This window comes from Adhaeribacter arboris (assembly GCF_003023845.1).
Classification (GTDB): domain Bacteria; phylum Bacteroidota; class Bacteroidia; order Cytophagales; family Hymenobacteraceae; genus Adhaeribacter; species Adhaeribacter arboris.
On record NZ_PYFT01000001.1, the window covers coordinates 4,613,819 to 4,639,782 of the forward strand.

The following is a 25,964-nucleotide window of genomic DNA, read 5'->3' on the forward strand; positions in this document are numbered from 1 at the left end:
GGTAAAGAGAACTTTTTTAGGCACCAATTGCTTAGCTTTGGGGCTTATACCTGGTTCGCTTTAATGCGCTGATATGGATTTAACTCCTGCTTACCTGGCCCACGAAACCGCCGTTATCGACGATAATTGTATTATTGGGGAAGGTACCCGGATTTGGCATTTTTCTCACATTATGTCGGGCTGCCGCATTGGGGAGCAGTGTGCTATTGGGCAAAATGTAGTAATATCGCCGGAAGTAATTTTGGGCAATAAGGTAAAGGTGCAAAATAACGTTTCGGTACACAGCGGCGTAATCTGCGAAGACGAGGTTTTTTTAGGGCCGTCGGTGGTTTTTACCAATATTAAAAATCCGCGTAGCGCTATCAGCCGTCGGCATCAATACCAGAAAACAGTAGTAAAAAAAGGCGCTACTTTAGGGGCCAACAGTACCATTTTGTGCGGTATCACCATCGGGGAATATGCTTTTATTGGCGCCGGCTCGGTTGTAACCAAATCGGTATTACCTTATGCGCTCGTATACGGCAATCCGGCTCGGCAACACGGCTGGATGAGCGCCTTTGGGCACCGCTTAAAATTCAACGAACAAGGTATGGCTACGTGTCCGGAAAGTCAGGAAAAGTATGAGTTAAACCAAAACCAAGTTATCCGAATTTCTCCCTCTTAAAATATGTACGATAAGTTAGTAAAGAAAGAAGCTACTTTGGCGGTAATTGGGTTGGGCTACGTTGGCTTGCCCATTGCGTTAGAGTTTGCGAAAAAGTTAAAAGTAATTGGATTCGATATTCACGCGGGGCGCGTTGAAATGATGCGCAACCACGTGGACCCCAGCGGCGAGCTCGCAGCCGAAGATTTTGCAGGCTGCGATATTACTTTTACCCATGAGTTGGCGGTTTTGCGCGAGGCTACTTTTTTTATTGTGGCCGTTCCTACCCCCATTGATGCCCATGCCTTACCGGATTTGAAACCGCTTATCGGCGCTTCTATCTCCGTGGGCAAAGTGTTAAAACCCGGCGATTACGTGGTATTCGAGTCCACGGTTTACCCGGGCTGTACCGAAGAAGATTGTATTCCAATTCTGGAGCGCGAATCAGGTTTAAAATTTAAGCAGGATTTTAAAGTAGGCTATTCGCCGGAACGAATTAACCCCGGTGATAAAGAACATACCCTGGCAACTATCGTGAAAGTAGTATCGGGCTGCGACGAAGAATCGCTGGAAAATATCTCCAAAACCTATGAGCTGGTCGTAAAAGCGGGCGTACACCGGGCTTCTTCCATCAAAGTAGCCGAAGCGGCCAAAATTATTGAAAATACCCAGCGCGACGTAAACATTGCGCTCATGAACGAGCTTTCCTTAATCTTCGACCGGGTCGGGATTAACACTTTTGAAGTGCTCGAAGCGGCCGGTACTAAGTGGAATTTTTTAAAATTTTTTCCGGGCTTAGTGGGTGGCCATTGCATTGGCGTTGATCCGTATTATTTAACCTATAAAGCCAAAGCCTTGGGTTACGATGCCAAAGTAATTCTGAGTGGCCGTACCATTAACGACGGCATGGGAGCCTACGTAGCCAATAAGTTAGTGAAGCTCATGATTAAGCAAGGCAAATCTATTTCGAAAGCCAAAATATTGGTGATGGGCGCCACTTTTAAAGAAAACGTAGAAGATATCCGGAACTCGAAAGTGGCCGATATTATCAACGAGCTTAAAAGTTTTAGCGTGCAGGTAGAAGTAGTCGATCCGTACGCCGACTCGCAGGAACTGCAACACGAATACGGTTACGGATTAGTAGAAAAACCAGCTAATGATTACGACGCCGTTATAGTAGCCGTAGGCCATAGGGATTACCTTAACCTGGACGATGCGTATTTTAAAGAGATTACCAACGGAAACGCCGTATTAGTAGATATTAAAGGCTTGTACCGAAATAAGATAAAGTCTTTAGAGTACTGGAGCCTGTAAGGGAGTTGAAAAGTTTTAAAGTTGAAAGGCTGGAAAGTTGCAGGTTTCAAGTTATAAACTATGATCTATTAACTTATTAAATTTATAAGTAAAATAAAGCGTATAAATTTAGTAAGTTATAATTTCGTTCGCTTGGTTTTGATTATATCTTTGGCCGGGAGTTTAGTTAAGGTGATATTAGGCTTAAGCTAGGCTGTTACTAATAAAGAAAAGCTAGTGTTTCGCCCATTTAAGGTATAGAATAAATCTTAGGAATAAAGTAATCAATGAAGGTATTTTGGCCTCATTTTTAATTCATCATTTCTAATTTTTAATTTAACAGAGCACTAATTACTTTGTCTATCTACTTAAACGAATTATAAGCTTTGGAAACAAAAGGTAAAATAGTAGTAACCGGTGGGGCCGGTTACATTGGGTCGCACGCCGTAGTCGAATTATTCGCAGCGGGTTACGAGCCAATTATCATCGATAACTTTGTCAACTCTCAGCAATCGGCCTTAGAGGGTATTCAAGCCATTCTCCACGCAACGGTGAAATGCCATCCTATCGATTGTACCGATATAGAAGCCTTGCGCGGAGTTTTCCGGGAAGAAGGTAGCATAGTAGGAGTTATTCATTTTGCGGCTTATAAAGCCGTGGGCGAATCGGTAAAAGAACCTTTAAAATATTACCACAACAACGTAGGTTCTTTGGTGGCCTTGTTGCAGGTAATGACGGAATTTAACGTAAATAAACTGGTTTTCTCGTCGTCGTGTACCGTGTATGGCATACCCGATCAGCTACCGGTTACCGAGGCAACACCGGTTAAAAAAGCCAATTCGCCGTACGGTAATACCAAGCAAATCTGCGAAGATATTTTAAGCGATTTAGCGCGTAGCGGGGGCAGTACTATTTACTCGATTGCCTTGCGTTACTTTAACCCTATCGGGGCGCACCCATCGGCCAAAATCGGGGAATTACCGCTCGGCGTTCCTAACAACCTGGTGCCGTTTATTACCCAAACAGCCATGGGCATCCGCGAAAAATTAACCGTATTCGGCACCGATTACGATACACCCGATGGCAGCAATATTCGCGATTATATTCACGTGGTAGATTTAGCTAAGGCCCACGTGGTAGCGGTAGATAGATTGGTGCAAAATAAAGGCGAGCAGATAGAGTTTTTTAATATTGGCACTGGCCGGGGCAATTCGGTACTCGAAGTAATTCATACTTTCGAGAAAGTTACCGGTCAGAAACTTAATTATGTGATTGGCTCGCGGCGCCCCGGCGATGTGCCGCAAATTTACGCCGATGTAACTAAATCTACCCAGGAATTAGGCTTTAAAACCGAGTTAGGATTGGAAGAAGGCCTAAAAAGCGCCTGGGACTGGGAAGTAAACCTAAAAAACAGCAACCGGCAAACGGTATAAGGATATAGCTAAATAGCCGTGGTAAGTAAAGAGGCAAAAATAAGTTAAGATAGATGTTCTTCCGGAGGAATTTATTTTTGCTACATAGCGAAATAGATTTCCCGACTCCATCAGGTTGTGCTTAGAGTTCGCGCTAGCAGTCTCTCCGCATAGCGAAGAAGGATTTTATACAAATAAAGCTCTACCCCTTCCAAAAGGAACATTTCACTTATGTGGCGTTACCCAATTTAACTTAGTTTATCATGAAAATATTAATTACCGGTGGGGCCGGCTTTATTGGTTCGCACGTGGTGCGGTTGTTTGTTACTAAATACCCCCAGTACCAGATTGTAAACCTCGATAAGCTAACCTACGCCGGCAATCTGGAAAATCTGCGGGATATTGAACAAGCTCCTAATTATTCTTTTGTAAAGGGCGATATTGTAGACGCAAGTTTTATCAGCCAGTTATTTGCGGAGCAGCAATTTGAGGCGGTTATTCACCTGGCGGCCGAGTCGCACGTAGACCGGTCCATTACCGATCCTCTGGCTTTTGTGTATACCAACGTTATCGGTACGGTAAATTTATTAAATGCCGCCCGCCGCACTTGGCAAAACAACTTTGAAGGGCATGTGTTTTACCACGTTTCTACCGATGAAGTATACGGCTCCTTAGGCGAAAGCGGGATGTTTACCGAAGAAACCAAGTACGATCCGCATTCGCCGTACTCGGCCTCCAAAGCCAGCTCCGACCATTTCGTGCGTGCCTACCACGACACGTATGGGCTACCAGTAAAAATATCCAACTGCTCTAATAACTACGGCCCCAATCATTTCCCAGAAAAATTAATCCCGCTGGCTATTAACAACATTCGCAACGGTAAACCCGTGCCCGTTTACGGCAAAGGCGAAAACGTGCGCGACTGGCTCTTCGTGAAAGATCATGCTACGGCCATTAACGCGGTTTTTCATCAAGGAAAAATGGGCGATACCTATAACATTGGCGGAGTAAACGAGTGGAAAAACATTGATTTAATCCGGCTGCTCTGCGACGTAATGGACGAAAAAACCGGCAAACCAGTGGGAACTTCGCAGCAGCTCATCACCTTTGTCACCGACCGGGCCGGGCACGATTTGCGTTACGCCATTGATTCGTCTAAAATTATGCGGGAATTAGGCTGGCAACCATCGGTTACTTTTGAGCAAGGACTGGCACAAACCGTAGATTGGTATCTCCAAAACACCGAATGGCTGGAACACGTTACTTCCGGCACTTACCAGGATTACTACGAACAGCAATACACCCGATAAGTAATTAGGAGTTAGAAATTAAAAATTAGAAATGACTCGTTGAGGAGCATTCACTAAAACTAATTTCTAACTCCTAATTTATAATTTCTAATTTAAAAGCACGTGTACGAAAACCCTTTTCACAGCCAACCCCTCAATAATTTATCATTTCTGGTAACCGGCGGCGGCGGCTTTATTGGTTCTAATATTGTGGAGTATTTATTAAAGTATAAGGTGGGCAAAGTTCGGGTACTCGATAATTTTTCGAACGGTTTTCCAAAAAATATTAAAGCCTTCCAGGACGATGCGCGTTTTGAATTAGTAGAAGGCGATATCCGCGACCCAGAAGTTTGCCAACAGGCTTGTGCCGGAATGGATATTGTGCTGCACCAGGCAGCTTTGGGTTCAGTACCGCGCAGCATTAAAGACCCTATTACCACCAACGAAGTAAATATTAGTGGTTTTGTGAATATACTTACCGCCGCCAAAGACCAGCAGGTAAAACGCTTTGTGTATGCGGCTTCCTCCTCTACTTATGGCGACAGCAAAGCCCTGCCCAAAGTAGAAGATAAAATTGGCCGGCCTTTATCGCCGTACGCGGTTACCAAATACGCCAATGAGTTATACGCCGATGTTTTCGGCAAAACTTACGGCATGGAAATCATCGGACTGCGGTATTTTAATATTTTCGGTCCGCGCCAGGACCCGAACGGGGCCTACGCGGCGGTTATTCCTTTGTTTATCGATGCGGTGTTAAAAGGTAAATCGCCTAAAATGAAAGGCGATGGCAATCAAACCCGCGACTTTACCTTCGTAGAGAATTGCGTGGAAGCCAATATCCGGGCCGCGCTGGTGCAAAATCCGGAAGCGATTAACCAGGTATATAATATTGCGGTAGGCGATCGTACTTCGCTCAACGATTTATTTACTATTTTAAAAGAAGAAGCCCAATCAGAGGTAAATCCAACCTACGGACCGGAACGAGCCGGCGATATCCGGGATAGTCTGGCCGATATTTCCAAAGCCCGCACGTTATTAGGTTACGATCCAAAAATTAAAATTAAAGAAGGTTTGCAGATTACTCTGGATTGGTTTAAAAACAATCAGGACTTTATTTATAATAGCTAGACATAATTCATAAAAATGGTAAGAAGTAAATACAGAATAGTTACTGCTGTAATTCTTATAATCATGATTATAGCTGGACCTATTTTAACAATTTTGTCATTTGTAGCTTTTAAGCTATTTTATAATGATCCAAAGCAAATTTTAATTTTAGTACTTCCAGTATTAGCAGTAACTACAATTTTGAGTGCTATTTATCATTTAAAATTCAAATGGGACATAATAGAAATTAGAAGCCAAATAATTAAAATTAAAAAAGTATTTGGCTTAGGAAGAGAGTTGAATTATAATTTAAATGCTTTAAAAATAACTCCTTCGTATGAAAGTGTAAAGGTTGGAACTGGTGAGATAATATTGATCGAAACAAACGGGAAAAGAATTTCTGAATTGTCTGACTTTTCTTACGCCAATTTTCAATCATTAAGAGAAACACTTAAAGAAAAAGTACCTTTTGCTCCTTATTCTAAAACTAATCTATTTGAAAGAATGAAATTGGCAATGAGTTAAAAAAGAACTAAGCTTTAACACGTATATTCTTCTCTTAATTCGCTGTATTTTTCCATACTCAAAGTATTGAATGGATGAAGAATTAGAATGTTTCATAGGAATATAACTTAACAATTCAACAATCTAACCATTCAACAGTATACTAAATGAAAGGTATTATCCTGGCCGGTGGTTCCGGTACCCGACTTCATCCGCTAACTTTGGCGGTAAGCAAGCAATTAATGCCGGTTTACGATAAGCCGATGATTTATTATCCGCTTTCCATTCTATTGATGGCAGGAATCCGGGATATTTTACTGATTACTACGCCCCACGATAATCCTTTGTTTAAAAAATTACTGGGCGATGGCCGCGACTTAGGTTGCAACTTTGAATATGCGATTCAGGCCGAACCCAACGGATTAGCCCAGGCTTTTGTAATCGGGGCAGATTTTATTGGCACCGATAAAGTAGCCTTAGTGCTGGGCGACAATATTTTCTACGGAGCCGGCCTGAGCGAATTACTGCAAAGCAACAACGACCCGGACGGGGGAGTAGTGTATGCCTATCACGTGGTTGATCCGGAGCGATACGGGGTGGTAGAGTTCAATAAAAATAATCAGGTAATTTCGATAGAAGAGAAACCGAAACACCCAAAATCAAACTACGCCGTACCCGGGCTGTATTTTTACGACAACGACGTTATTCAAATTGCCCGGGATTTAAAACCGAGTGCCCGGGGCGAGTACGAAATTACCGATGTAAACCAGGAATATTTGCGGCGGGGTAAATTAAAAGTGGGTATCCTGGGCCGTGGTACTGCCTGGCTCGATACCGGTACCTTTGACTCGCTGATGCAGGCCGCTACTTTTGTGCAGGTAATTGAAGAACGCCAAGGCCTTAAGATTGGCTGTATCGAAGAAATTGCTTACCGTATGGGCTTTATTAATGCGGAACAGCTCCAGAAAATAGCCGCCCCGCTGGTAAAAAGCGGTTATGGTAAATACTTGATGAATTTGCCCAACGAAAAAGTTCTGGAGCGCAGCTAATCGCAGATTATCACGGATTACTGGATTGAGCGAATTTTATTTCTCTACCTCACTATGGCGCGGATTTACTTCCGTGCCTTTCCGTTTGAAACGAGGAAAAAGCAGTTGCTACTAGGAAGCTTGTGCAAGGCACGGAAGTAAATCCGCGCCATAGATTTTCTTAGCTTGCCCGCAGGGCAGAAAGATTACTTTTGCGCTTCGTACTTTTCTTTGAATTTTTGGTATAAAGTTTTTTGCTTATCGGTGAGGTTGATTTTACGGCCTTGGATATAGGCCAAGGTAACCTCGTTGGTGCGCATATCCAGTAAATCGCCGGATGAAACAACCAGATTCGCATCTTTCCCTACTTCTATGGTGCCGGTTAGCTGGTCAACTCCTAAAATTTTAGCTGTATTCGCTGTAACTGCTGCCAGGGCCTGCTCTTTGGTAAGACCGTAAGCCACCGCGGTACCGGCAATAAAAGGCAAGTTGCGGTGCCCATGTAAGGCGCCGTCGTATTGAAGGCCGAATAAAATCCCGGCTTGCTGAAGCAGATACGGTAATTTATAAGGTAAATCCACGTCGTCAACGGTGCGGCTAGGCAAAGCGTGAATGCCCGATATAATAACCGGAACGTTTTGTTCGCGCAGAAAATCGGTAATCTTCCAACTATCGTATCCGCCAACTAACACAATCTTTTTAACGCCATTCCTTTTAGCGAACCGGATACCTTCCACAATTTCTTTCGCTCCGTCGGCGTGGATATATAATCGCTTACTGCCATCGAACAAGCCTTTTAAAGCGGAAAGTTTTAAATTTTGCTTGCCGGTAGCTTCCTGGGAGAAAGCAGCGGCTTCGGTAAATAGTTGTTGCAATTCCCGTAATGTTCTTTCCCGGTTGGTTAGTAATTCGCTTAAGTTGGGCAGGGCATCGGGTTGCGGCGGCCGGGGTATAGTGGGCCAGTTCAGGTGCAAGCCATCGTCGGCTTTTATTACGGCATCTTCCCAATTCCAGGCATCGAGTTGCATTACCGACGAAGAACCGGAAATGGTACCACCCACCGGCGTTGCTTGTACCAGTAAAACACCGTTGCCCCGGATAGTAGGCAAAACATCAGAATCGGTATTATAGGCTATTAAAGCCCGCACATTCGGGTTGAATACACCTACTTCCTGTTCGTCGCGGGTAGCCCGCACCGATGAAATATCGGTTAAACCTAGTTGGGTATTTGGTTGAATAAGACCCGGATAAATATGTTGACCCGTAACTTCTACCACTTCATAGCCGGTGGCAGCCGGAGCGCCACTGGCTGGGCCAGCGTACGTAATTTTACCTTTATCAAAAGCTACAGCGGCTTTTTCGATTACGGAACCGTTACCCACGTGCAGAGTAGCGCCGGTGAGTAACACCGGTTTCGTTTGTTTAGGTGCCGGAGCCGGTACTTGCGCCCAGGTAGTAAGAGTAAGAAAAAGCACAGCCGTTAAAAATGTATATTTCATGTGTTTAGTCGCTAGTCCATGGTTTACGGTCCACAGTTATATTTATAATTATTACTTTTTGCGAAACTTCCGCTACTTGGGAGTTGCGTTTCTGTTCTGTCTCAAACCGGGGCCAGTGTTAAGCAAAGCGTCACTGGTACCTACAGACAATTGTCAGTCTTCCGACTAACGTGTATTGGGTTTCGCCGGTCCGGAGACTGGCTTTTGTCTGAAAGCACAAGTTTCACTTTGCTAAGACTTGCGCTAGAATTTGTATTTCGGAGACGTATAACTTAAAACGTACAACCTATAACCTAGTTAATTTCCTGCTACTACGTCTTCGCAATGTTTTACTTCGCCTTTGCGGGTAACAGAAGCCGGTTGGGTTGGTTCGCCGGATTGCTTTGCCCCGAGCATTTTCTGGATGAGGCGTTGGCGTTCTTTATCCCGTTCTAGGCGGAGTTGTTTATCCGTTTCCAGGTCGTAATAAAGCGTACCATCCACAAAGGTTTTTTCGGCTTTGGCGTAAATGGAGAGCGGGTGATCGGTCCAGAGTACCACATCGGCATCTTTACCGGGTTTTAGGCTCCCCATGCGGTTATCGAGGTGCAGTAATTTGGCTGGGTTAAGCGTAACTAATTTCAGTGCTTCTTCTTCCGATAAACTACCGTACTTAATTGTTTTAGCGGCTTCCTGATTTAAACGGCGGGCCATTTCAGCATCATCAGAATTAATGGCGGTTACCAGACCTACATTGGTCATTAGAGCGGCGTTATACGGAATGGCATCTTTCACTTCCATTTTATAAGCCCACCAATCCGAAAACGTGGAAGCGCCCGAACCGTGATTTTTCATTTTATCCGCCACTTTGTATCCCTCCAAAATGTGCGTAAACGTATTTACCTGAAAACCCATTTGGTCAGCGACTTTCAAAAGCATGTTAATCTCCGACTGCACGTACGAATGGCAGGTGATAAAACGCTGTTTATTTAAAATTTCGGCGAGAGCCTCCAGTTCCAGGTCGCGGCGAGGCGCTCCGGTTTTGGCCTGGGCCGATTTGGAAAGCTTACGGTAGTTTTCCCAGGCCTGGTCGTATTCTTTGGCGCGTTGAAAAGCATCTATGTACACCTGTTCTACGCCCATGCGGGTTTGCGGGAACCGGATGGTATGCTGCGAGCTCCAGTTAGCTTGTTTTACGTTTTCGCCGAGGGCAAATTTAATGTAGTTATCGGCGCCCTTAATTTTTAGTTCTTCCGGCCCTAGGCCCCAACGTAATTTAATTAAGGCCGATTGCCCACCAATAGGATTAGCCGAGCCGTGCAATAATTGCGAAGCTACTACGCCGCCCGCCAACTGCCGGTAAATATTAATATCTTCCGGGTCTACTACATCGCCGATGCGTACTTCGGAAGTAACAGATTGCGTAGCTTCGTTAACCGAGTGGCTGATAGCAATGTGCGAGTGCTCGTCAATAATACCGGGCGTAACGTGCTTGCCCGTACCATCAATGGTTTTAGCGCCATTAGCCGTTAGGTTTTTACCTACTTTCTCAATTTTCCCGTCGCGCAGCAACACATCGGCATTTTCCAGGCGGCCTTCTTTCTCGTTCGTCCAGATGGTAGCATTTTTAATCAGGATGGTTTCTGGTTGAGGTAAAGCAGTTCGACCGAAAGCGGTAAATGGATGCAGCATAGCGCCAAGCGGCGCGGCAGCGGGTGTTTTGGGGGCGGCAACCGGAGCAGGTGGTATTGGATAGGCTTTTTCTAAAGTGGCTACCCATTTTACCGGGGTAGCATTGGGCAATTGGCCGGATCCTTCAAACCCTGGTTTACCGGTAGTGTACCAGCCACTTAAGCGTACCTGGCTTTCCGGGTTTTTAGGATCAACGTTATAAGCTAAGGTGATTAGATCGTTGGTTAAATTTAACCGAACTTTAATTTTGGTAGTATCTTTTTCGGTCGGATTTTTAAAAATAATACGACCATCGGGTTTATCTCCCTGACCGGTAATTTCTAAGCGTACCGGGGTTTGCCCGCCCACTTGCAGGGAGTAGTTTCCGCGTACATCAAGGGGTAGCTGGCGCACCGGATAACGCTCACCCTGAATCCAGTTTTCGAGTAATACATTATCGCCCTGGAAAATGGGTTGCGAAGTAATGATAAAGTTGGCCACCATGCCTTTGCGTAAAGCGCCCACCTGGTTTTCGGCTTGCAGCAATCGGGCCGGCGTAAAAGTCAAGGCTTTTAAGACCTCTTGCTCCGAGAGGCCGTAGGTAATAGCTTTGCGGATGTTCGGCAGAAATTTTTTCTTGTCTTTTAAATCGGCGGCGGTAAAGGCAAAAGCAATGTTGTTTTTAGTTAGTAAGGCGGCGTTAGCCGGCGCCATTTCCCAATGTTTTAAGTCTTCCAGGGCAATAAGATCGGCATCGAGCGGGTCTTCTACGTTGTAGGCATCCGGAAAATTAACCGGTAAAATAAGGGGAGCGTTGGTGGCTTTTACTTCGCGGAGCATCTGGTATTCATCGCCCCGGCCTTTAATGATGTATTGCTGCCCGAATTCATCCCCAATTTTATCGGCACGTAATACGTTTAACTTATCCGATACTTCAAATATATGCGGCAGTTTCTGGTTAGCATAAAAAGCTTGCAAGGATATATTCTGTTCCTCATTGGGGTGTTGCCGGAGCCAGTCAGCATCCAGGTAAGTTTGGCGGATTAACGCAATGGCGCCCATTAAGGAACCCGGATAATCCTGGGTAGAAGAGCCCCGGTTGAAGGAAAGACCCGCCGCCGCTTTTTCGCGTAATATAACTTCGTTTTCTCGTTTCTGTGCTAGAGTTACTAAAGCCGCCGTGCCCCGGGCAATGCCATCCGGATGTTGGGTTAGTACCGTGCCGAAACCTTGCTGGCGATAATCTTCGGCGGCTCGGTTATCTACTTTAAACATTTCTGCCGCATCGGCATCGGCCCGAATAGCTTGGTTCCAGTTGAAAGCGCCTTTTCGAGTGCTTTCGGGTTGCGGGGGCGAAGTAAAGCCAACAGATGCGGGTATAACGGGCGGCAAACCATAAGCCGAAAACAAATCAATAAAACTCGGATAAATAAATTTTCCTTTCGCATCAATCACCACCGCACCGGCAGGAATTTTAACGTCGGCGCCGGCGGCTTCTATCTTACCATGCCGAATAACCAGAGTAGCCTTATCCAGCCGGGTTTGATAATCAATGTAAAGGGTAGCGTTGGTAAAAGTTACTAAACCGGGCCGTTCGTCGTACACGCCGTTGCGCGGGAAAGTTTCCTGAGCCCAACTGTAGCAGGAGGTACCAATAGCTAAAAGAAGAGTAAAAAAGATTTTACGCATGTAAGTAGAAGAATGGAGAACGAAAATTACAGCAGAACCGGATGAATTAGAAATTTATAAAAATAATTCGAACGGATGCAATGAAGTTCTTTTAAACCCGAAAATAGGGCAGCCTTGCTTATGAAATTGATAAAGGAGGGATTGATTTAAGGATATTTTGGCTCAATAAAGCAGTAACTATTAAGTAACTGACACCAGTTTGGCTTGTGAGCGCCTTGTAGGCTTCTGGTGCTGAGGTACGAGGCATTCCGACGAAGGAGGAAAGGAAGGATACACCGCGCGAAGAAGCCAAACGAGACCCGCCGGCCAGGAGGCGATAGCGCCTATAGAAAGTAATAGCTTCTGGAAGCCACGCCAAACAAGTTCAAATAAAAAAGAACTTTAAAGGCAAAACAAAAAGGCTACCAATCTGGCAGCCTTTCTAAAAATCTTAAAATCTAAAAAATTACTCCGTTACAGCAGCAACTTCAGTAGCTACTGGTGCCTCCACCGGAACAACCGAGACAAATGAACGGTCTTTACGGCCTTTTCTAAACTGAACAATACCATCGGTTAAAGCAAATAAGGTGTGGTCTTTACCAATACCTACGTTGGTGCCCGGGTGGTGCGCCGTACCGCGCTGACGCACGATAATGTTACCAGCTATAATAGCCTGGCCACCGTAAATTTTTACACCCAGTCGTTTGCTATGCGACTCACGACCGTTGTTCGACGAGCCTGCTCCTTTTTTGTGTGCCATTTTCTTTTATACTTTTAATTCGGGAACCCGAAAATTTTACAAATTTAAATTACCTTTAAAATACTTGCTCTTTCTAATTAAGCAATGCTCTCGATTAATACTTTGGTATAATCCTGGCGGTGACCGTTTTTCTTTTTGTAACCTTTACGGCGTTTTTTCTTGAAGACAATTATTTTGTCTCCTTTTACGTGGCCAAGTATTTTACCGGTAACTTTAATGTTTTCCACAAACGGTGCTCCTACGTTTAGAGTACCGTTGTCGTCGGTTAATAATACATTGGCGAACTCTACGGCGTCACCCTCATTGCCGGAAAGCTTGTTGGTATAGATGAACTTGCCACCTTCTACCTTGGTCTGACGACCTGCGATATCAACTATTGCGTACATGAAGCTTACTTTTGTGGTTTTATAATTAGGGGGCAAAGGTAACATTTGTTGCGGGAATTACCAAATATGCCTGATTTTAATTTTAGCACTGTTCACAATATTTATTCTTCTCATTTTCAATTAATTAAAGCTTGTTCCACCTGCTCTTAGAAACCTCCTGTGCATAAATTGGTTTATTTATCAACAATTAAGCGGGTATAATTTGTGGAGAAGAAAGGGATAATTTGTGGAGAAATAAATAGTTTTCGGAGGTATATCCGAAGCCTTCTTCCGTATATTTGAATCAGATTCACCTTTAAAAATGAGCAGCGGAAAGTACAAACCGGTTATCCCGCTGGTAATCAGAGTGATTCGTAATTACCATTTTTCGTTTACTTTTAATTAGTATCTATGGAGCCTTTATTGCAAGAGAACCCGAATAGATTCGTCCTATTCCCTATTCAGAACGACGCCGTATGGCAAATGTACAAGAAAGCCGAAGCCAGCTTCTGGACGGCCGAAGAGATTGATTTATCGTCGGATACTAAAGACTGGGAGCGCCTGAACGACGGCGAACGGCACTTTATTTCGCACGTTTTAGCCTTCTTTGCGGCCTCCGATGGTATCGTGAACGAAAATCTGGCCATTAATTTCATGCAGGAAGTGCAATTGCCCGAAGCCCGCTGTTTTTATGGTTTTCAGATCATGATGGAAAACATTCACTCCGAAACGTATTCCCTGCTGATTGACACTTATATTAAAGATCCGGCAGAAAAAGACCACTTATTTAACGCCCTCGAAACCGTAGACTGCGTGAAGAAAAAAGGGGAGTGGGCTTTAAAATGGATTAACTCCGAAAACTTTACGGAGCGCTTAATCGCCTTTGCCGCCGTAGAAGGTATATTTTTCTCCGGCTCGTTTTGCTCTATCTTCTGGCTCAAAAAACGCGGCCTGATGCCCGGTTTAACGTTTTCGAATGAGTTGATTTCCCGTGACGAAGGACTCCACTGTGATTTTGCCTGCCTGCTGTACTCGATGTTGGAAAACCCGCTACCACCGGAACGCGTACAAACCATCATTCGCGATGCGGTTACGATTGAACAAGAATTTGTAACCGACGCGTTGCCCGTAGCCCTGATAGGAATGAACGCCAAACTCATGAGCCAATACATCGAATTCGTAGCCGACCGGCTGCTCGTGGCGTTGGGCTGTTCTAAAATTTATAATGCTACCAATCCTTTCGATTTCATGGAAATGATTTCGCTGCAGGGTAAAACGAACTTCTTCGAAAAACGTGTTGCCGAATACCAGAAATCGGGCGTGATGAGTGAGCGGGTAGACAATATGTTCTCGCTCGACGAAGATTTTTAATCTAAAAACAACGAATGAGGCAACCGGAAAAAATAGCGAATAACCTTCCAAAACTTTCCGGCCTCTTCGTCTCCCTAAAATTTCAGAAACATACCTTTAAAACCTTGCCTGAAGGGGCTTTGGCAATCAGGCTATTATCTTTTACCGGGCGTATTGCGCTCGGCCGGATTCCCTTAACCTATATTTTTTACAGACTATGTTAGTTATAAAAAGAGACGGCCGACGCGAGTCCGTCAAGTTCGATAAAATTACTGCCCGAATAGAGAAGCTCTGCTACGGCCTGAATATGATTTACGTGTCGCCGATTGAAGTGGCTAAAAAGGTAATTGATGGGATTTACGATGGCGTAACCACCGTAGAACTCGATAACCTGGCTGCCGAAATTTCGGCCTCCCTGACTACCAAGCACCCTGACTACGCTATTTTAGCGGCTCGTATTGCTATTTCGAATCTGCACAAAGTAACGGCCAAATCGTTCTCTAACACCATGAAACGGCTGTACACCTACGAGGACCCAAAAACCGGAGAAAATGCGTCGCTGATTGCGAAAGATGTGTACGAGATTATCCGGAAAAATGCCGCTTTGCTCGACTCCAGCATTATCTACGACCGCGATTACAACTACGATTACTTTGGTTACAAAACCCTGGAGCGTTCTTACTTACTGCGTATCGATGGTAAAATTGTGGAGCGTCCACAGCATATGCTTATGCGGGTAGCGATTGGAATTCACAAAAACGACATTGATTCGGCCTTAGAAACCTATAACCTGATGTCGGAAAAATGGTTTACGCACGCTACGCCAACTTTGTTTAATGCAGGTTCGCCTAAGCCTCAATTATCGAGCTGCTTCCTGCTGACCATGAAAGAAGACAGTATTCCGGGCATTTACGATACCCTGAAAAACTGCGCTATGATTTCGCAGAGTGCCGGTGGTATTGGTTTAAGTGCGCATAACATTCGGGCTACCGGTTCTTATATTAAAGGTACCAATGGTACTTCTAATGGTTTGGTACCGATGTTAAAAGTATTTAACGATACGGCCCGTTACGTAGACCAGGGTGGTGGCAAGCGCAAAGGTGCTTTTGCAATTTATTTAGAACCATGGCACGCCGATGTTTTTGAATTCTTAGAACTGCGTAAGAACCACGGAAAAGAAGAAATGCGCGCTCGCGATTTATTCTACGCGCTCTGGATTCCGGATTTGTTTATGAAGCGCGTAGAAAGCAACGGCGACTGGAGTTTGTTCTGCCCGAACGAAGCGCCCGGTTTAGCGGATTGCTACGGCAAAGACTTTGAGCGTTTGTACGAAAAATACGAGAAAGAAGGCCGGGCCCGCAAAACGATAAAAGCGCAGGAGCTGTGGTTCGCTGTTCTGGAAAGCCAGACCGAAACTGGCACACCGTACATGTTGTTTAAAGACCACGCCAACAGCAAATCGAATCAGCAAAATTTAGGTACTATTAAGTCGAGTAACTTATGTACCGAGATTATTGAGTACACTGCTCCGGATGAGATTGCGGTATGTAACCTGGCTTCGCTGGCATTGCCCCGCTACGTAAAAAATGAGAACGGACACAAGGTATTCGACCACGAGAAACTATACGAAGTAACCTACCACGTAACTAAAAACCTGAACAAGGTAATTGACATTAACTATTACCCCGTTCCGGAAGCCAAAAAATCGAATATGCGCCACCGGCCAATTGGTTTGGGTATTCAGGGCTTGGCCGATACGTTTATTGCTTTGCGCATGCCATTCGAAAGCGAAGAAGCGCAGCAGCTAAACAAAGATATTTTTGAAACCATTTACTTCGCGGCCATGACGGCGTCGAAAGATTTGGCGAAAAAAGACGGTCCGTACTCTACTTTTGAGGGTTCGCCTATTTCCCGTGGTATCTTTCAGTTCGATATGTGGGGCGTTACGCCGGAATCAGGTCGTTGGGATTGGGAGGCTTTGCGCAACGAGGTAGTAGAACACGGCGTTCGTAACTCTTTATTAGTAGCCCCTATGCCCACCGCGTCTACTGCCCAGATTTTAGGAAATAACGAAAGCTTCGAGCCGTACACTTCTAATATTTACGTGCGGCGCGTACTGAGCGGGGAGTTTATGGTGGTGAACAAGCACTTACTCAAAGACTTGATTAACCTGGGAATCTGGAACGACAACATGAAAAACCAGATTATCTCGGCGAATGGTTCGGTGCAAAATATTCCGAGCATTCCGCAGCACATTAAAGATTTGTACAAAACGGTTTGGGAAATTAAGCAGAAAACCATCATTGATATGTCGGCCGACCGGGGTGCGTATATCTGCCAAAGCCAGAGCCTGAACCTGCACGTACAGAACCCGAACTTCGGTAAACTGACTTCGATGCACTTCCACGCCTGGAAACGCGGCCTGAAAACCGGTATGTATTACCTGCGCACCAAAGCCGCCGCCGACGCTATCAAGTTCACGGTAGAAAAACAAGCCGCCGAGACTCTGGAACCGATGAACGTATCGGACCAGAACCTCAGCGACATGGCCTGCTCCCTGGATAATCCGGATGCATGCGAGGCGTGTGGTAGCTAAGGGTTTGCTTAGAAATAGAAAGCAGGAGTTAGATAATATTCTTTCTCCTGTTTTTTATTTTTAGACATTTCTCATAATATATTTTAAGAATATGCTTGATAAACTTACTGGAAAGGACGGAAAGAGGTTGACTTCCGAACTGTTACGTAGACAGCCTCTATTTGGAGGTGAAGCAGAAATTATCGAAGAAGCCTTTAGTTTGATAAAGCTGCAAGAGTTTCAGCCCGGTCAAACTTTTATAGAACAAGGCAATGATAGTAGTGAGCTTTTTCTTATTTTAACAGGCAAAGTTACTATTGAAATAAATGGAAGATTAGTAGCAGAACGAATTTCTGGTCAGCATGTTGGCGAAATGTCACTTATCAATCCTGCACTCCCTCGTAGTGCAACTGTAAGGGCTGCAGAAAAAACAGTTTGTGGAGTAATGGCTGAAAAAGATTTCGCTATTCTGGGAGAAAAGCATCCAGTATTATGGAGGTTTCTAGCTATTGAACTGACAGAGCGATTACAAGAAAGAGGCAGGTTTCTATCTCCACCTAATGAAACACCTGAGGTTTTTATAGGATATTCTAGTGAAATGGCAAACATTGGTAGTCAGATTCAATTAGCGCTATCTAAGAGTAAAACACCAATGATTGTAACAACTTGGACAGACAGCTTTTTTCGTGCTTCAAGAACTACAATCGAATCACTATTAGATAATTTCCAAAATTTTGACTTTGCAATACTAATTTTTGGCCCTGACGACATAGTTACTAGCAGAGGCAAAAAAAAGCAAGCTCCACGTGATAATGTAATTTTTGAATTAGGTTTAGCGATGGGAGCACTATCAAGAGATAGAACATTTATCGTCTATGAAAGTGGCTTGGACATTAAAATTCCGTCTGATTTATTAGGCGTAACGGCAATAACCTATGCTAGTGGAGCAGCAAGTTCTCTTGCTTCAAGAATAGCTCCTGTTGCTACTCAAATACAATTAGAAATTGAACAAAAAGGCTCTAAATAAATGGCGCTTAAAGACACTCTACTTACAGACGTAAAAGAAATATTCAAAACAAACTGGAATACTCGTGAAGGCAGAGTTGTACCAGAAGCAGAAGATATTAAGCTCGGTAATGATGCTGTTAAACTGACGGGAGTAGTTCTTTATGCAGACCTAGCAGAGTCAACTTATATGGTTAAAACATTCCCTGCATACTTTGCGGCTGAGGTTTATAAATCTTATTTACATTGTGCGTCAAAAATAATAAGAAATAATGATGGCATTATAACATCATTTGATGGTGATAGAGTAATGGCAGTTTATATTGGCGATTATAAAGCTACCAACGCATTACGAACCGCATTAGCAGTTAACCATGCTGTTATAGATATTATTAACCCTAGCATGCAAGAACAATATAAGAGTTCAAAGATTAAAGAAGAGGTAAAGAAATATACTGTTAAGCAGGCTGTTGAAATTGATATAAGTGAAATATTCGTTGCACGAACAGGCATTAGAGGTTCAAATGATTTAGTATGGGTTGGAAATGCAGCTAATCAAGCTGCAAAGCTTTGTGGTTTACGTACATATAATTATGCATCTTGGGCAACTAAAGCAGTTTATGACTTAGCTAACGATAAAGTCAAGACTTCAACAGATAAGAGGGCAATGTGGGAAAAGGCAACATGGGATGGGAAAGAAGTATATCGCTCTTCATGGAAGTGGGAACAATGATGCTTTTTATTGTTCTTGTGGCAATAAAGGTTAATTTATAATAGTTAATGGCGCGAGCGTCCTCGCTCGTGTCTAACTATTTGGTAGGCCTCTGGCCGGGCGAACCGATATACCTTTCCTTAAAAGCAAATCAGCAACAAATTCCTACCGGCCAGAGGCCGGACGATGGGCATCACGAGCGAGGACGCTCGCGATAGTAAATATCTTTTGTTTTGGTTTTCTGATTCTTGTCGCTAAAAACTATCAATTACCTGTCAAACCCGTATAATCCGGGATATGTCGCGGGCTTATAAAACATACGAAGGCGGGTTGTTTTTTGTAACGCTTACCGTGGTGGGTTGGATAGATGTGTTTATCCGGCGCGAGTACTGTGATTGTTTGATACAAAATTTAAAATATTGTCAGGAAAAGAAAGGCTTGCAACTCTATGCTTATTGTATCATGAGCAGCCACGTACACCTTATTGCTGCTGCCAAAATTGGTACGCTCAGTGATATTCTGCGGGATTTTAAAAGTTATACGGCCAAACAACTACTACAACTCATCCAAGATAATCCACAGGAAAGCCGCAAAGAATGGTTGCTTTACTTATTCCAACATTTTGCCCGTAAAAATAACCATAACATTGAGTTCCAATTCTGGCAACACCACAATCACCCGATTGATTTATCTAGCAATGAGTTAATTGAACAGAAGCTTAGTTATATTCATCAGAATCCCGTAAATGCAGGGCTAGTTAATGAAGCACAGGATTATTTCTATAGTAGTGCTAATTTACTTAGTCCATTGAAAATGTTGCCATTGTAAGGAGTAGAACGGGAGGTTATTAAATAATAGTATTACTATCAGTTATTAGACAATCTAATCTATTATGGCGCGAGCGTCCTCGCTCGTGTCTATAATTTGGTAGGCCTCTGGCCGGGCAAACCGATAAACCTTTCCTTAAAAGCAAATCAGCAATAAATTCCTACCGGCCAGAGGCCGGACGATGAGTATCACGAGCGAGGCGTGCTCGCGATAGTTCGATTGTTTCTGGTTCTTGGTTTCTTGCTACTAAAATATACCGATTACTAACTTAAACCCTTTTAATCTGGAACATCTCGCCGTTTTATAGAAACTGGACGAAGGTGGTTTATAAGTAAAGATTTAAGCTTTTATTTTAAATATCGCCGGGCTTTAATTTAAGGCGAGTGGCTTTTTTCTCGGCGTGGTGTTTTTTGTTTTCCAGGCGCTGTTGCTTCGCCGCTTGACTGGGCTTGGTGGCTTTGCGCGGTTTGAGGCGGGTGAAGGCTTTTTGGAGTAACTCGTAGAACTTTTTAACGCACATTTCCTTGTTGGCGAGTTGGCTGCGCTCGGTTTGACAAATTAGCTGTAAATACCCTTCGCTGGTAAGGCGGTTAGCCAGTTTTTCCTGCAGCACTAATTTTTCTTCGGGTGTGAGCAGCTCCGAATTAGCTACGTGAAAGCGCAGTTCTACCTTAGAGGCCACTTTGTTCACGTTTTGGCCGCCCGGACCGCCACTGCGGGAAGTTTGAAAAATAAATTCGGGGTAAAAGTCCCGGTGTTTACTGGTTAGTATCATGTAAATAAATTAGGCAATCCCGGCGCTAGGTTTATAAATTACGTAATTGTTAATAGCTTGCTCGTTTTAAAATCATATGCTGAAACAGAAACAAAAATTAAAACTGGTGGTATTAAAACAGCTGCCCTATATTTTTGTATTACTGTTTACACGATTATCTGTTTCTTTTTATGAGCAAACCTTTTAATATACCCAGGCAAGTTATTTACGTTTGCACCGGCAGCAAATGCAAAAAACGCGGTGGAAAAGATTTAAGTAAACTTTTTCGGGATCAAGTCAAACAGGCTGGCCTGAAAGATACCGTAGAAGTTATCAAAACCGATTGCACCGACCGCTGCAAATTTGCTCCTATCGTGAGCATTCAACCGCAAAATGTTTGGCTGCACGACGTAGTGGAATACCAGGTGCCGCAGTTGTTTCAGCAATATTTATTAACTCCGATTAAATTTTCCGCCCAAGCTCCTGAAACTCCTGAGGCCCACTCAAGTAATGCACCCGACAAGAATATGGAATAATAAGCCGTTATACGTTTGTTTTTATCACATTATAAAATGCAAAATAGGGTTTAATTAAGGTGGCTGTATGCCGGAATTAAAAATAGAATCTATACCTGAAAAAATATTTATATCCCAATTATATGCTTATCTCCACTTATTTAGTATCTTGACCCTGAGTAACATAAAGATTTGTTGCTAGTTTAACTTGGCTTGCTACTAAAACGAGCAAATGTACCATTACCATGGTTTTCTCTTCGGTAGTTTTTAATCCACATAAACTATTAAATTCTAATATTTACTAAAAAGTAATGTGCCGTTTTTAACCGTACTATTGCTTATTTCTAGGTTGCTTCCCTTTCCCGGGTTAAGTGCGGTACCTGGGTTTCCTTTTCTGATATTCTGGCTATATATACTTCACGGTGGTTTTTGAGCCTTACAAAAGTGAAGTGCTTCCAATTATTCGATCTTCTTGAATGAAAACCTTAACTAGCGGTTTTGTGGCAGATATGGCCGCTGCCACTCCCCGGCACCCGGATACATTTAATGAATTACTCCAAAAATGGCAAACGAAATCGTACGATGATGTGCGAATAAATTACGACGACTTCATTCAGAGTAACCCTATTTTGCAGAAGTTTTTAAACCTGGGAGCCTGTTTAACCTGGATTCTGGATGTTCGGACCATGCAATATACTTTTATCAGTAATAATGTAAAACAGATATTAGGCTACGAGGTGCGCCATTTCTTAAAACAGGGAGCTCCTTTTATGGCCCATATCATGCATCCCGGCGATCTGCCCAAAACGCTTAAATTACTTACCCTTATCTGGGATTTTCTATTAGCCTTGCCCGTTCCTGAGCGGCAAAAATATAAATTTAACGGCGACTACCGCATTATAAAACCCGATGGCAGTTTGGTCCGGATTCTAGCGCAACATACTATTCTGCAACTCGACCGTAAAGGCAATATTACCCATTTACTCGGTACGGGTTCGGATATTACTCACTGGAAAAAGACCGACGATGTAATTGCCTCGGTGGTTTGCACCGAAGATGATACCTGTTTTTTTTGCTCTTCCGACGATGACTGCCTAAAACCGCAAGCCCTCTTGAGCAAACGGGAACGGGAGATTATTAAATTAATCGCCGAAGGGTACAATAGTAAATACATTGCCGATAAGCTGTTCATTAGTTTTCATACGGTAAATACCCATCGCCAGAATATTATTGAAAAAACGCATACTAAAAGCGTTACCGGCCTGATTCAATTTGCTGTTTGCCACGGCCTGATATAAATAATAGATTTTAAATTATTTGCTAAGCATTTTGCTTCGTTCCCACAAGATGCTTTAGAAGAATGGGAAAGGTTGGTCTTACAAGTTAGGACAAGGCATTAAGCGATTATCTTTTATAAACAGCCAAACGAATAATTTTTCCTTGTTCATTAAAAGTAAAAACATCTACAATGGCAGCAATAGTGTTTTCGTCAATCTGAACCTCAAACTCAACGATACAAGTAAAACCGTCAGCAAAATATTTATCGTTTATTATGGGTTTGTTTACTTTTTTTACTTGATTCAGATAAGCTGTTCTTATAGCTTCACGACCTTTAAGAGGTTTAATCGGAGAAATTGGAATCCACTCTGCGTCTTCATCAAACAAATCTGCAATTGATTCATAATCAACAGCATTTGAAAAAGCAATGTATCTCTGAGCAATTGCTTTTATGTCAAGTAACTTTTTCATCTTTCTTTATCAAGCTTCTTAAAGTCCCTATCTAAAATCTTTTATTCTAACTTTTATGGAATGGTTATGATTTTACAATTTGTTTTTGATAACTTCTTCGGAGTAAATCTAGGTGATAGCCAATAAAAAAGCCTGCTTCCGTTAAAGAAGCAGGCTTTTTACTACAATAATCAAGCAGATGTTTAATTATCGTATTTTATTTTAGGCACGGCTTTATCAATTTCGTAACGGCCGGTACCTTCTTCGCCAATCACATCAAATAATTCTAAAGCACGACGGGCCACGTATTCTTCTTCCACCTGCTCTTTCAGGAACCACTGCAGGAACTGGAAAGTCATAAAATCTTTGCTCCGGAAACAAGCATCGGCCATGCGGTTAAATTGCTGCGTTACATAAATTTCCTGTTGCAAAGCTTGTTCAAATACGGTCCGGAAAGATTCAAAATCCTGCGGAATATTAACTACTTCCGGTGAAATGGCATGCCCGCCCAAATCGTTCACAAAATTGAACAACTTAAGCATGTGCTCGCGTTCTTCACCGGATTGCTTCTGGAAATAACCCGCGCTATAATCAAATCCGTTGCGATTACACCACGACGACATCGCCAAATATACGGCCGAGGAGTGGGCCTCCACTTTTATCTGCTCGTTTAAGAGTTTTTCTATTTCTTCGGAAAGCGAAGTTCTAAGTCTGAGTAAGTCTTTCATGATTCTATTATTTTCATAAAAAAAGTCAGGTACTATCTAAAGTCCTGACTTAAATTTAACTTATTATTTTCGAAAAAGTTTTAAAACAAGTTGTTTTTCCCGAAATACAGATTTAATCTAAATAAAAAAAGGTGTATTAAATAGGTATTTAATGTTTACACAGCCATCGCGTGCAGGCTCTCGTACACCAAACTGTTGAGCTCAATCATGACTTTAGCACCCTGCAGCAACTCCCGGAAATGCAAAACATCGGTAAGGGTTAAAACAAAACAACGCTCAGAACGGTGCGGCATTAAAATAACCACATCGGCGGTACGATCGGTATTTTGCGCCATCTCGTTTACGTTAATGGCTTCGAGTTGCTTTTTGAGTAATTTAAAATCCTGCCAAGTAAAAGGCGATTTACCCCCGGCAAATTCTACCCAATAACAATTGCGGCGGTTGCACTGGTAAACGGCCCCCTGCGCTGTCCGGAATATTTCAAGCAAATTACATTTCGTACCCATACTCTAACCTTTACCGGTGGATTTTTTACTCACCGGAATACTACAAATGTAAACACTGTTTAGAATTAGTCCAAATAAACTAAGAGAAAATCTTTTTGATTCTCTTATTTTTTCTGAATGCCGTAAGTAACGATGCTCTCTCCGGCAGGTGAGCAAACTTTAGAAGTGCTTTTGAAAGCCCTAAAAGAAAAGAGTGGGAGGGAAGTTATTAAACAAAACAGATTTAAAGAAAACAGCTAAAGGTTAATCTTCTGATGTATGTCTGTTAGATACTTAAAGGCTTGCGTATACGTCTTCTGGTCTGCCAGCATGCTACTGATATTTACTTGTCCATCTAAAACTAAATTACCGGTTAATAATAAACATTCGCGACACAATCCATCCCCTATGCAAGTTACTTTTGTCCGTCAGAAATTATTACCCAACGTCCCTTCGGGCTCGGGCTTAGAGGTAATTGGTAATAAAGTATTTATCATCGGCGACGATTCGCTGTTGCTGTATCAATTGCAAGCGGATACCTGGGAATTAATTAAAACGTATCCCTTACTGAAAACCGAGCATTTTGCCACGGGCCGCATTCCCAAACCCCTTAAACCGGATTTAGAATGTTTAGCGAGTTTTACCTTCCATAATAATACCTATTTACTGGCTTTCGGTTCCGGCTCTACTTCCGGGCGCACCATGGGCTACCTGGTGCAACTAGCCCATTCCCCGGAAGCGCCACCTGTTGTTCAGGCAATCTCCCTGGAATTGCTTTACCAAGCTTTACAAGCCGATATTGCGGTTACCGCAGGGGGCACTTTAAACCTGGAAGCTGCCGCTACTTCTCCGGACCATTTGTATTTGCTGCAACGGTCGGTGAACAACGGGCCGGATGCCTTACTTACTTTTTCGTTGCCGGAATTTATGGCTTACCTGCAGCACCTAAACAGCAACTTACCCCATTACACGGTGGCTCGCTTGCAATTACCTCAAATAAATAATAATAAGGCCGGCTTTTCCGGCGCCAGTTTTTTCGATAAGAAATTATTTATTACGGCTTCCGTTGAAAACACCATTGATGCTTACCTCGACGGCGAAGTGCTGGGTAGTTTTGTGGGGTATATTCAAATAAATCCGAACTCAGAACCGACTCTTTATACGGCGCGCCTGACCGATAAAGCCGGCCGGTTTTACCTGGGGAAAGTAGAATCTATTAGTATTGTGCAGAAAAAAGATGCCAATCAATACCAGGCATTGGCGATTACCGATAACGACCATGGACAATCGGAATTACTCGAATTTGTGCTTACTTTGCCCTAAGCTAACCCGTTTGCTGCCACCTGATTATCAGGTTGAAATTTAGTCAAACTCAACTCTTTGCTTTGGTTCCCGTTCTGAAATTAAACCCATTCTTCATTATCATGGAAACAGCTGAACAAAAAATAGTTAGTACCCTGCAAGAACTTACTCAGTTCATAAACGATGGCCACAAAGGGTATGAACATGCCGCTAAAGAAACCACTAATCCGCAGCTCCGGCAGCTTTACCAAACCTTAGCGGGCCAACGAGCCGAGTTTGCCCAGGAGTTGAACGAAATAATCAAAAACCACGGCGGTACTGCCCAAACCAGTACTACCACCAAAGGCAAAATCTTCCGGCAATGGATAGATGCCAAAGCGGCTCTTACCAACCGCGACGATAACAATATATTAAGTTCTAACCTGTACGGCGAAGAGTGGGCTCAGAAAGCATACAACAATGCCTTACAGCAACCCGATTTACCCCAGCCTATTCGCCAATTGGTAGAACGGCAAAAACTAGCTTTAGAACAAACGTACCAAACTTTGCAAAAATTGAAAGATGCCGACTAATTCTTTTTACCTTAATCGCAAGTAAAATATTAGCTCTCCGGATTAAAATATTTTACCAAATACCAATCAGGAAGACGTATTTGGTAATGTAATTTCCACTATTTAGAAGAACCAATTAACAAAAGAGGCTTGCCGGTTAGGAGACGAGCACGAACCGTAATTAATTTATAGCGCAGTACAGGGAGAGTTGAA

General features: G+C 43.2%; 24 protein-coding genes. 16 read left to right on the top strand and 8 right to left on the bottom strand.

Annotated features, from left to right (window positions below):
• Positions 1–73 precede the first annotated feature (73 nt).
• The 7 genes from AHMF7605_RS18765 to rfbA all read left to right on the top strand — a co-directional run bounded on the left by AHMF7605_RS18765 (position 74) and on the right by rfbA (position 7,297).
• Entirely contained in the window at positions 74–664 is a 591-nt protein-coding gene (locus AHMF7605_RS18765) for an acyltransferase (protein WP_106931576.1), read from the top strand.
• A gap of 3 nt (positions 665–667) precedes the next feature.
• Positions 668–1,957, top strand: coding sequence for a nucleotide sugar dehydrogenase (locus tag AHMF7605_RS18770; protein WP_106931577.1), 1,290 nt, complete (start codon positions 668–670; stop codon positions 1,955–1,957).
• A gap of 365 nt (positions 1,958–2,322) precedes the next feature.
• Positions 2,323–3,369 (top strand): UDP-glucose 4-epimerase GalE, encoded by a 1,047-nt coding sequence (gene galE / locus AHMF7605_RS18775; RefSeq protein WP_106931578.1) that lies wholly within the window; start codon positions 2,323–2,325, stop codon positions 3,367–3,369.
• 242 nt (positions 3,370–3,611) lie between these two features.
• Positions 3,612–4,658 (top strand): dTDP-glucose 4,6-dehydratase, encoded by a 1,047-nt coding sequence (gene rfbB, locus AHMF7605_RS18780; protein ID WP_106931579.1) that lies wholly within the window; start codon positions 3,612–3,614, stop codon positions 4,656–4,658.
• Between the two features lie 102 nt (positions 4,659–4,760).
• On the top strand, positions 4,761–5,765 hold the full coding sequence (locus tag AHMF7605_RS18785) for an SDR family oxidoreductase (RefSeq protein ID WP_106931580.1): 1,005 nt from the start codon (positions 4,761–4,763) through the stop codon (positions 5,763–5,765).
• A 63-nt stretch (positions 5,766–5,828) separates the two neighbouring features.
• The gene (locus AHMF7605_RS18790; protein ID WP_146153621.1) at positions 5,829–6,269 is read left to right on the top strand and encodes a hypothetical protein; all 441 of its coding nucleotides are present in this window, start codon (positions 5,829–5,831) and stop codon (positions 6,267–6,269) included.
• Positions 6,270–6,415: 146 nt separating this feature from the next.
• Positions 6,416–7,297 carry a glucose-1-phosphate thymidylyltransferase RfbA gene (rfbA, locus tag AHMF7605_RS18795; RefSeq protein ID WP_106931582.1) on the top strand — a complete coding sequence of 294 codons (882 nt, stop codon included), beginning with the start codon at positions 6,416–6,418 and terminating at the stop codon, positions 7,295–7,297.
• 185 nt (positions 7,298–7,482) lie between these two features.
• Here the strand turns inward: rfbA and AHMF7605_RS18800 are convergent, their stop codons facing one another.
• From AHMF7605_RS18800 to rplU, 4 genes are all read right to left on the bottom strand, one after another.
• Positions 7,483–8,775 carry an amidohydrolase family protein gene (locus AHMF7605_RS18800; RefSeq protein ID WP_106931583.1) on the bottom strand — a complete coding sequence of 431 codons (1,293 nt, stop codon included), beginning with the start codon at positions 8,773–8,775 and terminating at the stop codon, positions 7,483–7,485.
• A 297-nt stretch (positions 8,776–9,072) separates the two neighbouring features.
• Positions 9,073–12,114 (bottom strand): amidohydrolase family protein, encoded by a 3,042-nt coding sequence (locus AHMF7605_RS18805; protein ID WP_106931584.1) that lies wholly within the window; start codon positions 12,112–12,114, stop codon positions 9,073–9,075.
• Positions 12,115–12,559: 445 nt separating this feature from the next.
• Positions 12,560–12,853, bottom strand: a complete 294-nt coding sequence (gene rpmA, locus AHMF7605_RS18810) for a 50S ribosomal protein L27 (protein WP_106931585.1) — start codon at positions 12,851–12,853, stop codon at positions 12,560–12,562.
• Positions 12,854–12,930: 77 nt separating this feature from the next.
• Entirely contained in the window at positions 12,931–13,239 is a 309-nt protein-coding gene (gene rplU / locus AHMF7605_RS18815) for a 50S ribosomal protein L21 (RefSeq protein ID WP_106933532.1), read from the bottom strand.
• Between the two features lie 390 nt (positions 13,240–13,629).
• Here rplU and AHMF7605_RS18820 point away from each other — a divergent pair, with 390 nt between their 5' ends.
• The 5 genes from AHMF7605_RS18820 (at position 13,630) to AHMF7605_RS18845 (ending at position 19,688) form a co-directional block, all read left to right on the top strand.
• Positions 13,630–14,589 (top strand): ribonucleoside-diphosphate reductase small subunit, encoded by a 960-nt coding sequence (locus AHMF7605_RS18820; RefSeq protein WP_106931586.1) that lies wholly within the window; start codon positions 13,630–13,632, stop codon positions 14,587–14,589.
• A gap of 196 nt (positions 14,590–14,785) precedes the next feature.
• Entirely contained in the window at positions 14,786–17,164 is a 2,379-nt protein-coding gene (locus AHMF7605_RS18830; RefSeq protein WP_106931588.1) for a ribonucleoside-diphosphate reductase subunit alpha, read from the top strand.
• A gap of 91 nt (positions 17,165–17,255) precedes the next feature.
• On the top strand, positions 17,256–18,170 hold the full coding sequence (locus AHMF7605_RS18835; RefSeq protein ID WP_106931589.1) for a TIR domain-containing protein: 915 nt from the start codon (positions 17,256–17,258) through the stop codon (positions 18,168–18,170).
• On the top strand, positions 18,171–18,881 hold the full coding sequence (locus AHMF7605_RS18840) for an adenylate/guanylate cyclase domain-containing protein (protein WP_106931590.1): 711 nt from the start codon (positions 18,171–18,173) through the stop codon (positions 18,879–18,881).
• 276 nt (positions 18,882–19,157) lie between these two features.
• Positions 19,158–19,688 carry an REP-associated tyrosine transposase gene (locus AHMF7605_RS18845; protein ID WP_106931591.1) on the top strand — a complete coding sequence of 177 codons (531 nt, stop codon included), beginning with the start codon at positions 19,158–19,160 and terminating at the stop codon, positions 19,686–19,688.
• A gap of 352 nt (positions 19,689–20,040) precedes the next feature.
• Here AHMF7605_RS18845 and arfB read toward each other — a convergent pair whose 3' ends face one another.
• On the bottom strand, positions 20,041–20,463 hold the full coding sequence (gene arfB / locus AHMF7605_RS18850; RefSeq protein ID WP_106931592.1) for an alternative ribosome rescue aminoacyl-tRNA hydrolase ArfB: 423 nt from the start codon (positions 20,461–20,463) through the stop codon (positions 20,041–20,043).
• 170 nt (positions 20,464–20,633) lie between these two features.
• Here arfB and AHMF7605_RS18855 point away from each other — a divergent pair, with 170 nt between their 5' ends.
• Together AHMF7605_RS18855 and AHMF7605_RS18860 are read left to right on the top strand one after the other, a co-directional pair.
• The gene (locus AHMF7605_RS18855; protein ID WP_106931593.1) at positions 20,634–20,978 is read left to right on the top strand and encodes a (2Fe-2S) ferredoxin domain-containing protein; all 345 of its coding nucleotides are present in this window, start codon (positions 20,634–20,636) and stop codon (positions 20,976–20,978) included.
• A 455-nt stretch (positions 20,979–21,433) separates the two neighbouring features.
• On the top strand, positions 21,434–22,255 hold the full coding sequence (locus tag AHMF7605_RS18860; protein ID WP_106931594.1) for a LuxR C-terminal-related transcriptional regulator: 822 nt from the start codon (positions 21,434–21,436) through the stop codon (positions 22,253–22,255).
• A gap of 106 nt (positions 22,256–22,361) precedes the next feature.
• Here AHMF7605_RS18860 and AHMF7605_RS18865 read toward each other — a convergent pair whose 3' ends face one another.
• From AHMF7605_RS18865 to AHMF7605_RS18875, 3 genes are all read right to left on the bottom strand, one after another.
• On the bottom strand, positions 22,362–22,706 hold the full coding sequence (locus AHMF7605_RS18865; protein WP_106931595.1) for a nuclear transport factor 2 family protein: 345 nt from the start codon (positions 22,704–22,706) through the stop codon (positions 22,362–22,364).
• A gap of 182 nt (positions 22,707–22,888) precedes the next feature.
• Positions 22,889–23,413: a ferritin gene (locus AHMF7605_RS18870; protein WP_106931596.1), complete on the bottom strand. Its 525-nt coding sequence runs from the start codon at positions 23,411–23,413 to the stop codon at positions 22,889–22,891.
• Positions 23,414–23,568: 155 nt separating this feature from the next.
• Entirely contained in the window at positions 23,569–23,919 is a 351-nt protein-coding gene (locus AHMF7605_RS18875) for a hypothetical protein (RefSeq protein ID WP_106931597.1), read from the bottom strand.
• A 387-nt stretch (positions 23,920–24,306) separates the two neighbouring features.
• Here AHMF7605_RS18875 and AHMF7605_RS18880 point away from each other — a divergent pair, with 387 nt between their 5' ends.
• Positions 24,307–25,221 (top strand): DUF6929 family protein, encoded by a 915-nt coding sequence (locus AHMF7605_RS18880; RefSeq protein WP_106931598.1) that lies wholly within the window; start codon positions 24,307–24,309, stop codon positions 25,219–25,221.
• Between the two features lie 101 nt (positions 25,222–25,322).
• On the top strand, positions 25,323–25,772 hold the full coding sequence (locus AHMF7605_RS18885; RefSeq protein WP_106931599.1) for a ferritin-like domain-containing protein: 450 nt from the start codon (positions 25,323–25,325) through the stop codon (positions 25,770–25,772).
• Positions 25,773–25,964: the final 192 nt, after the last annotated feature.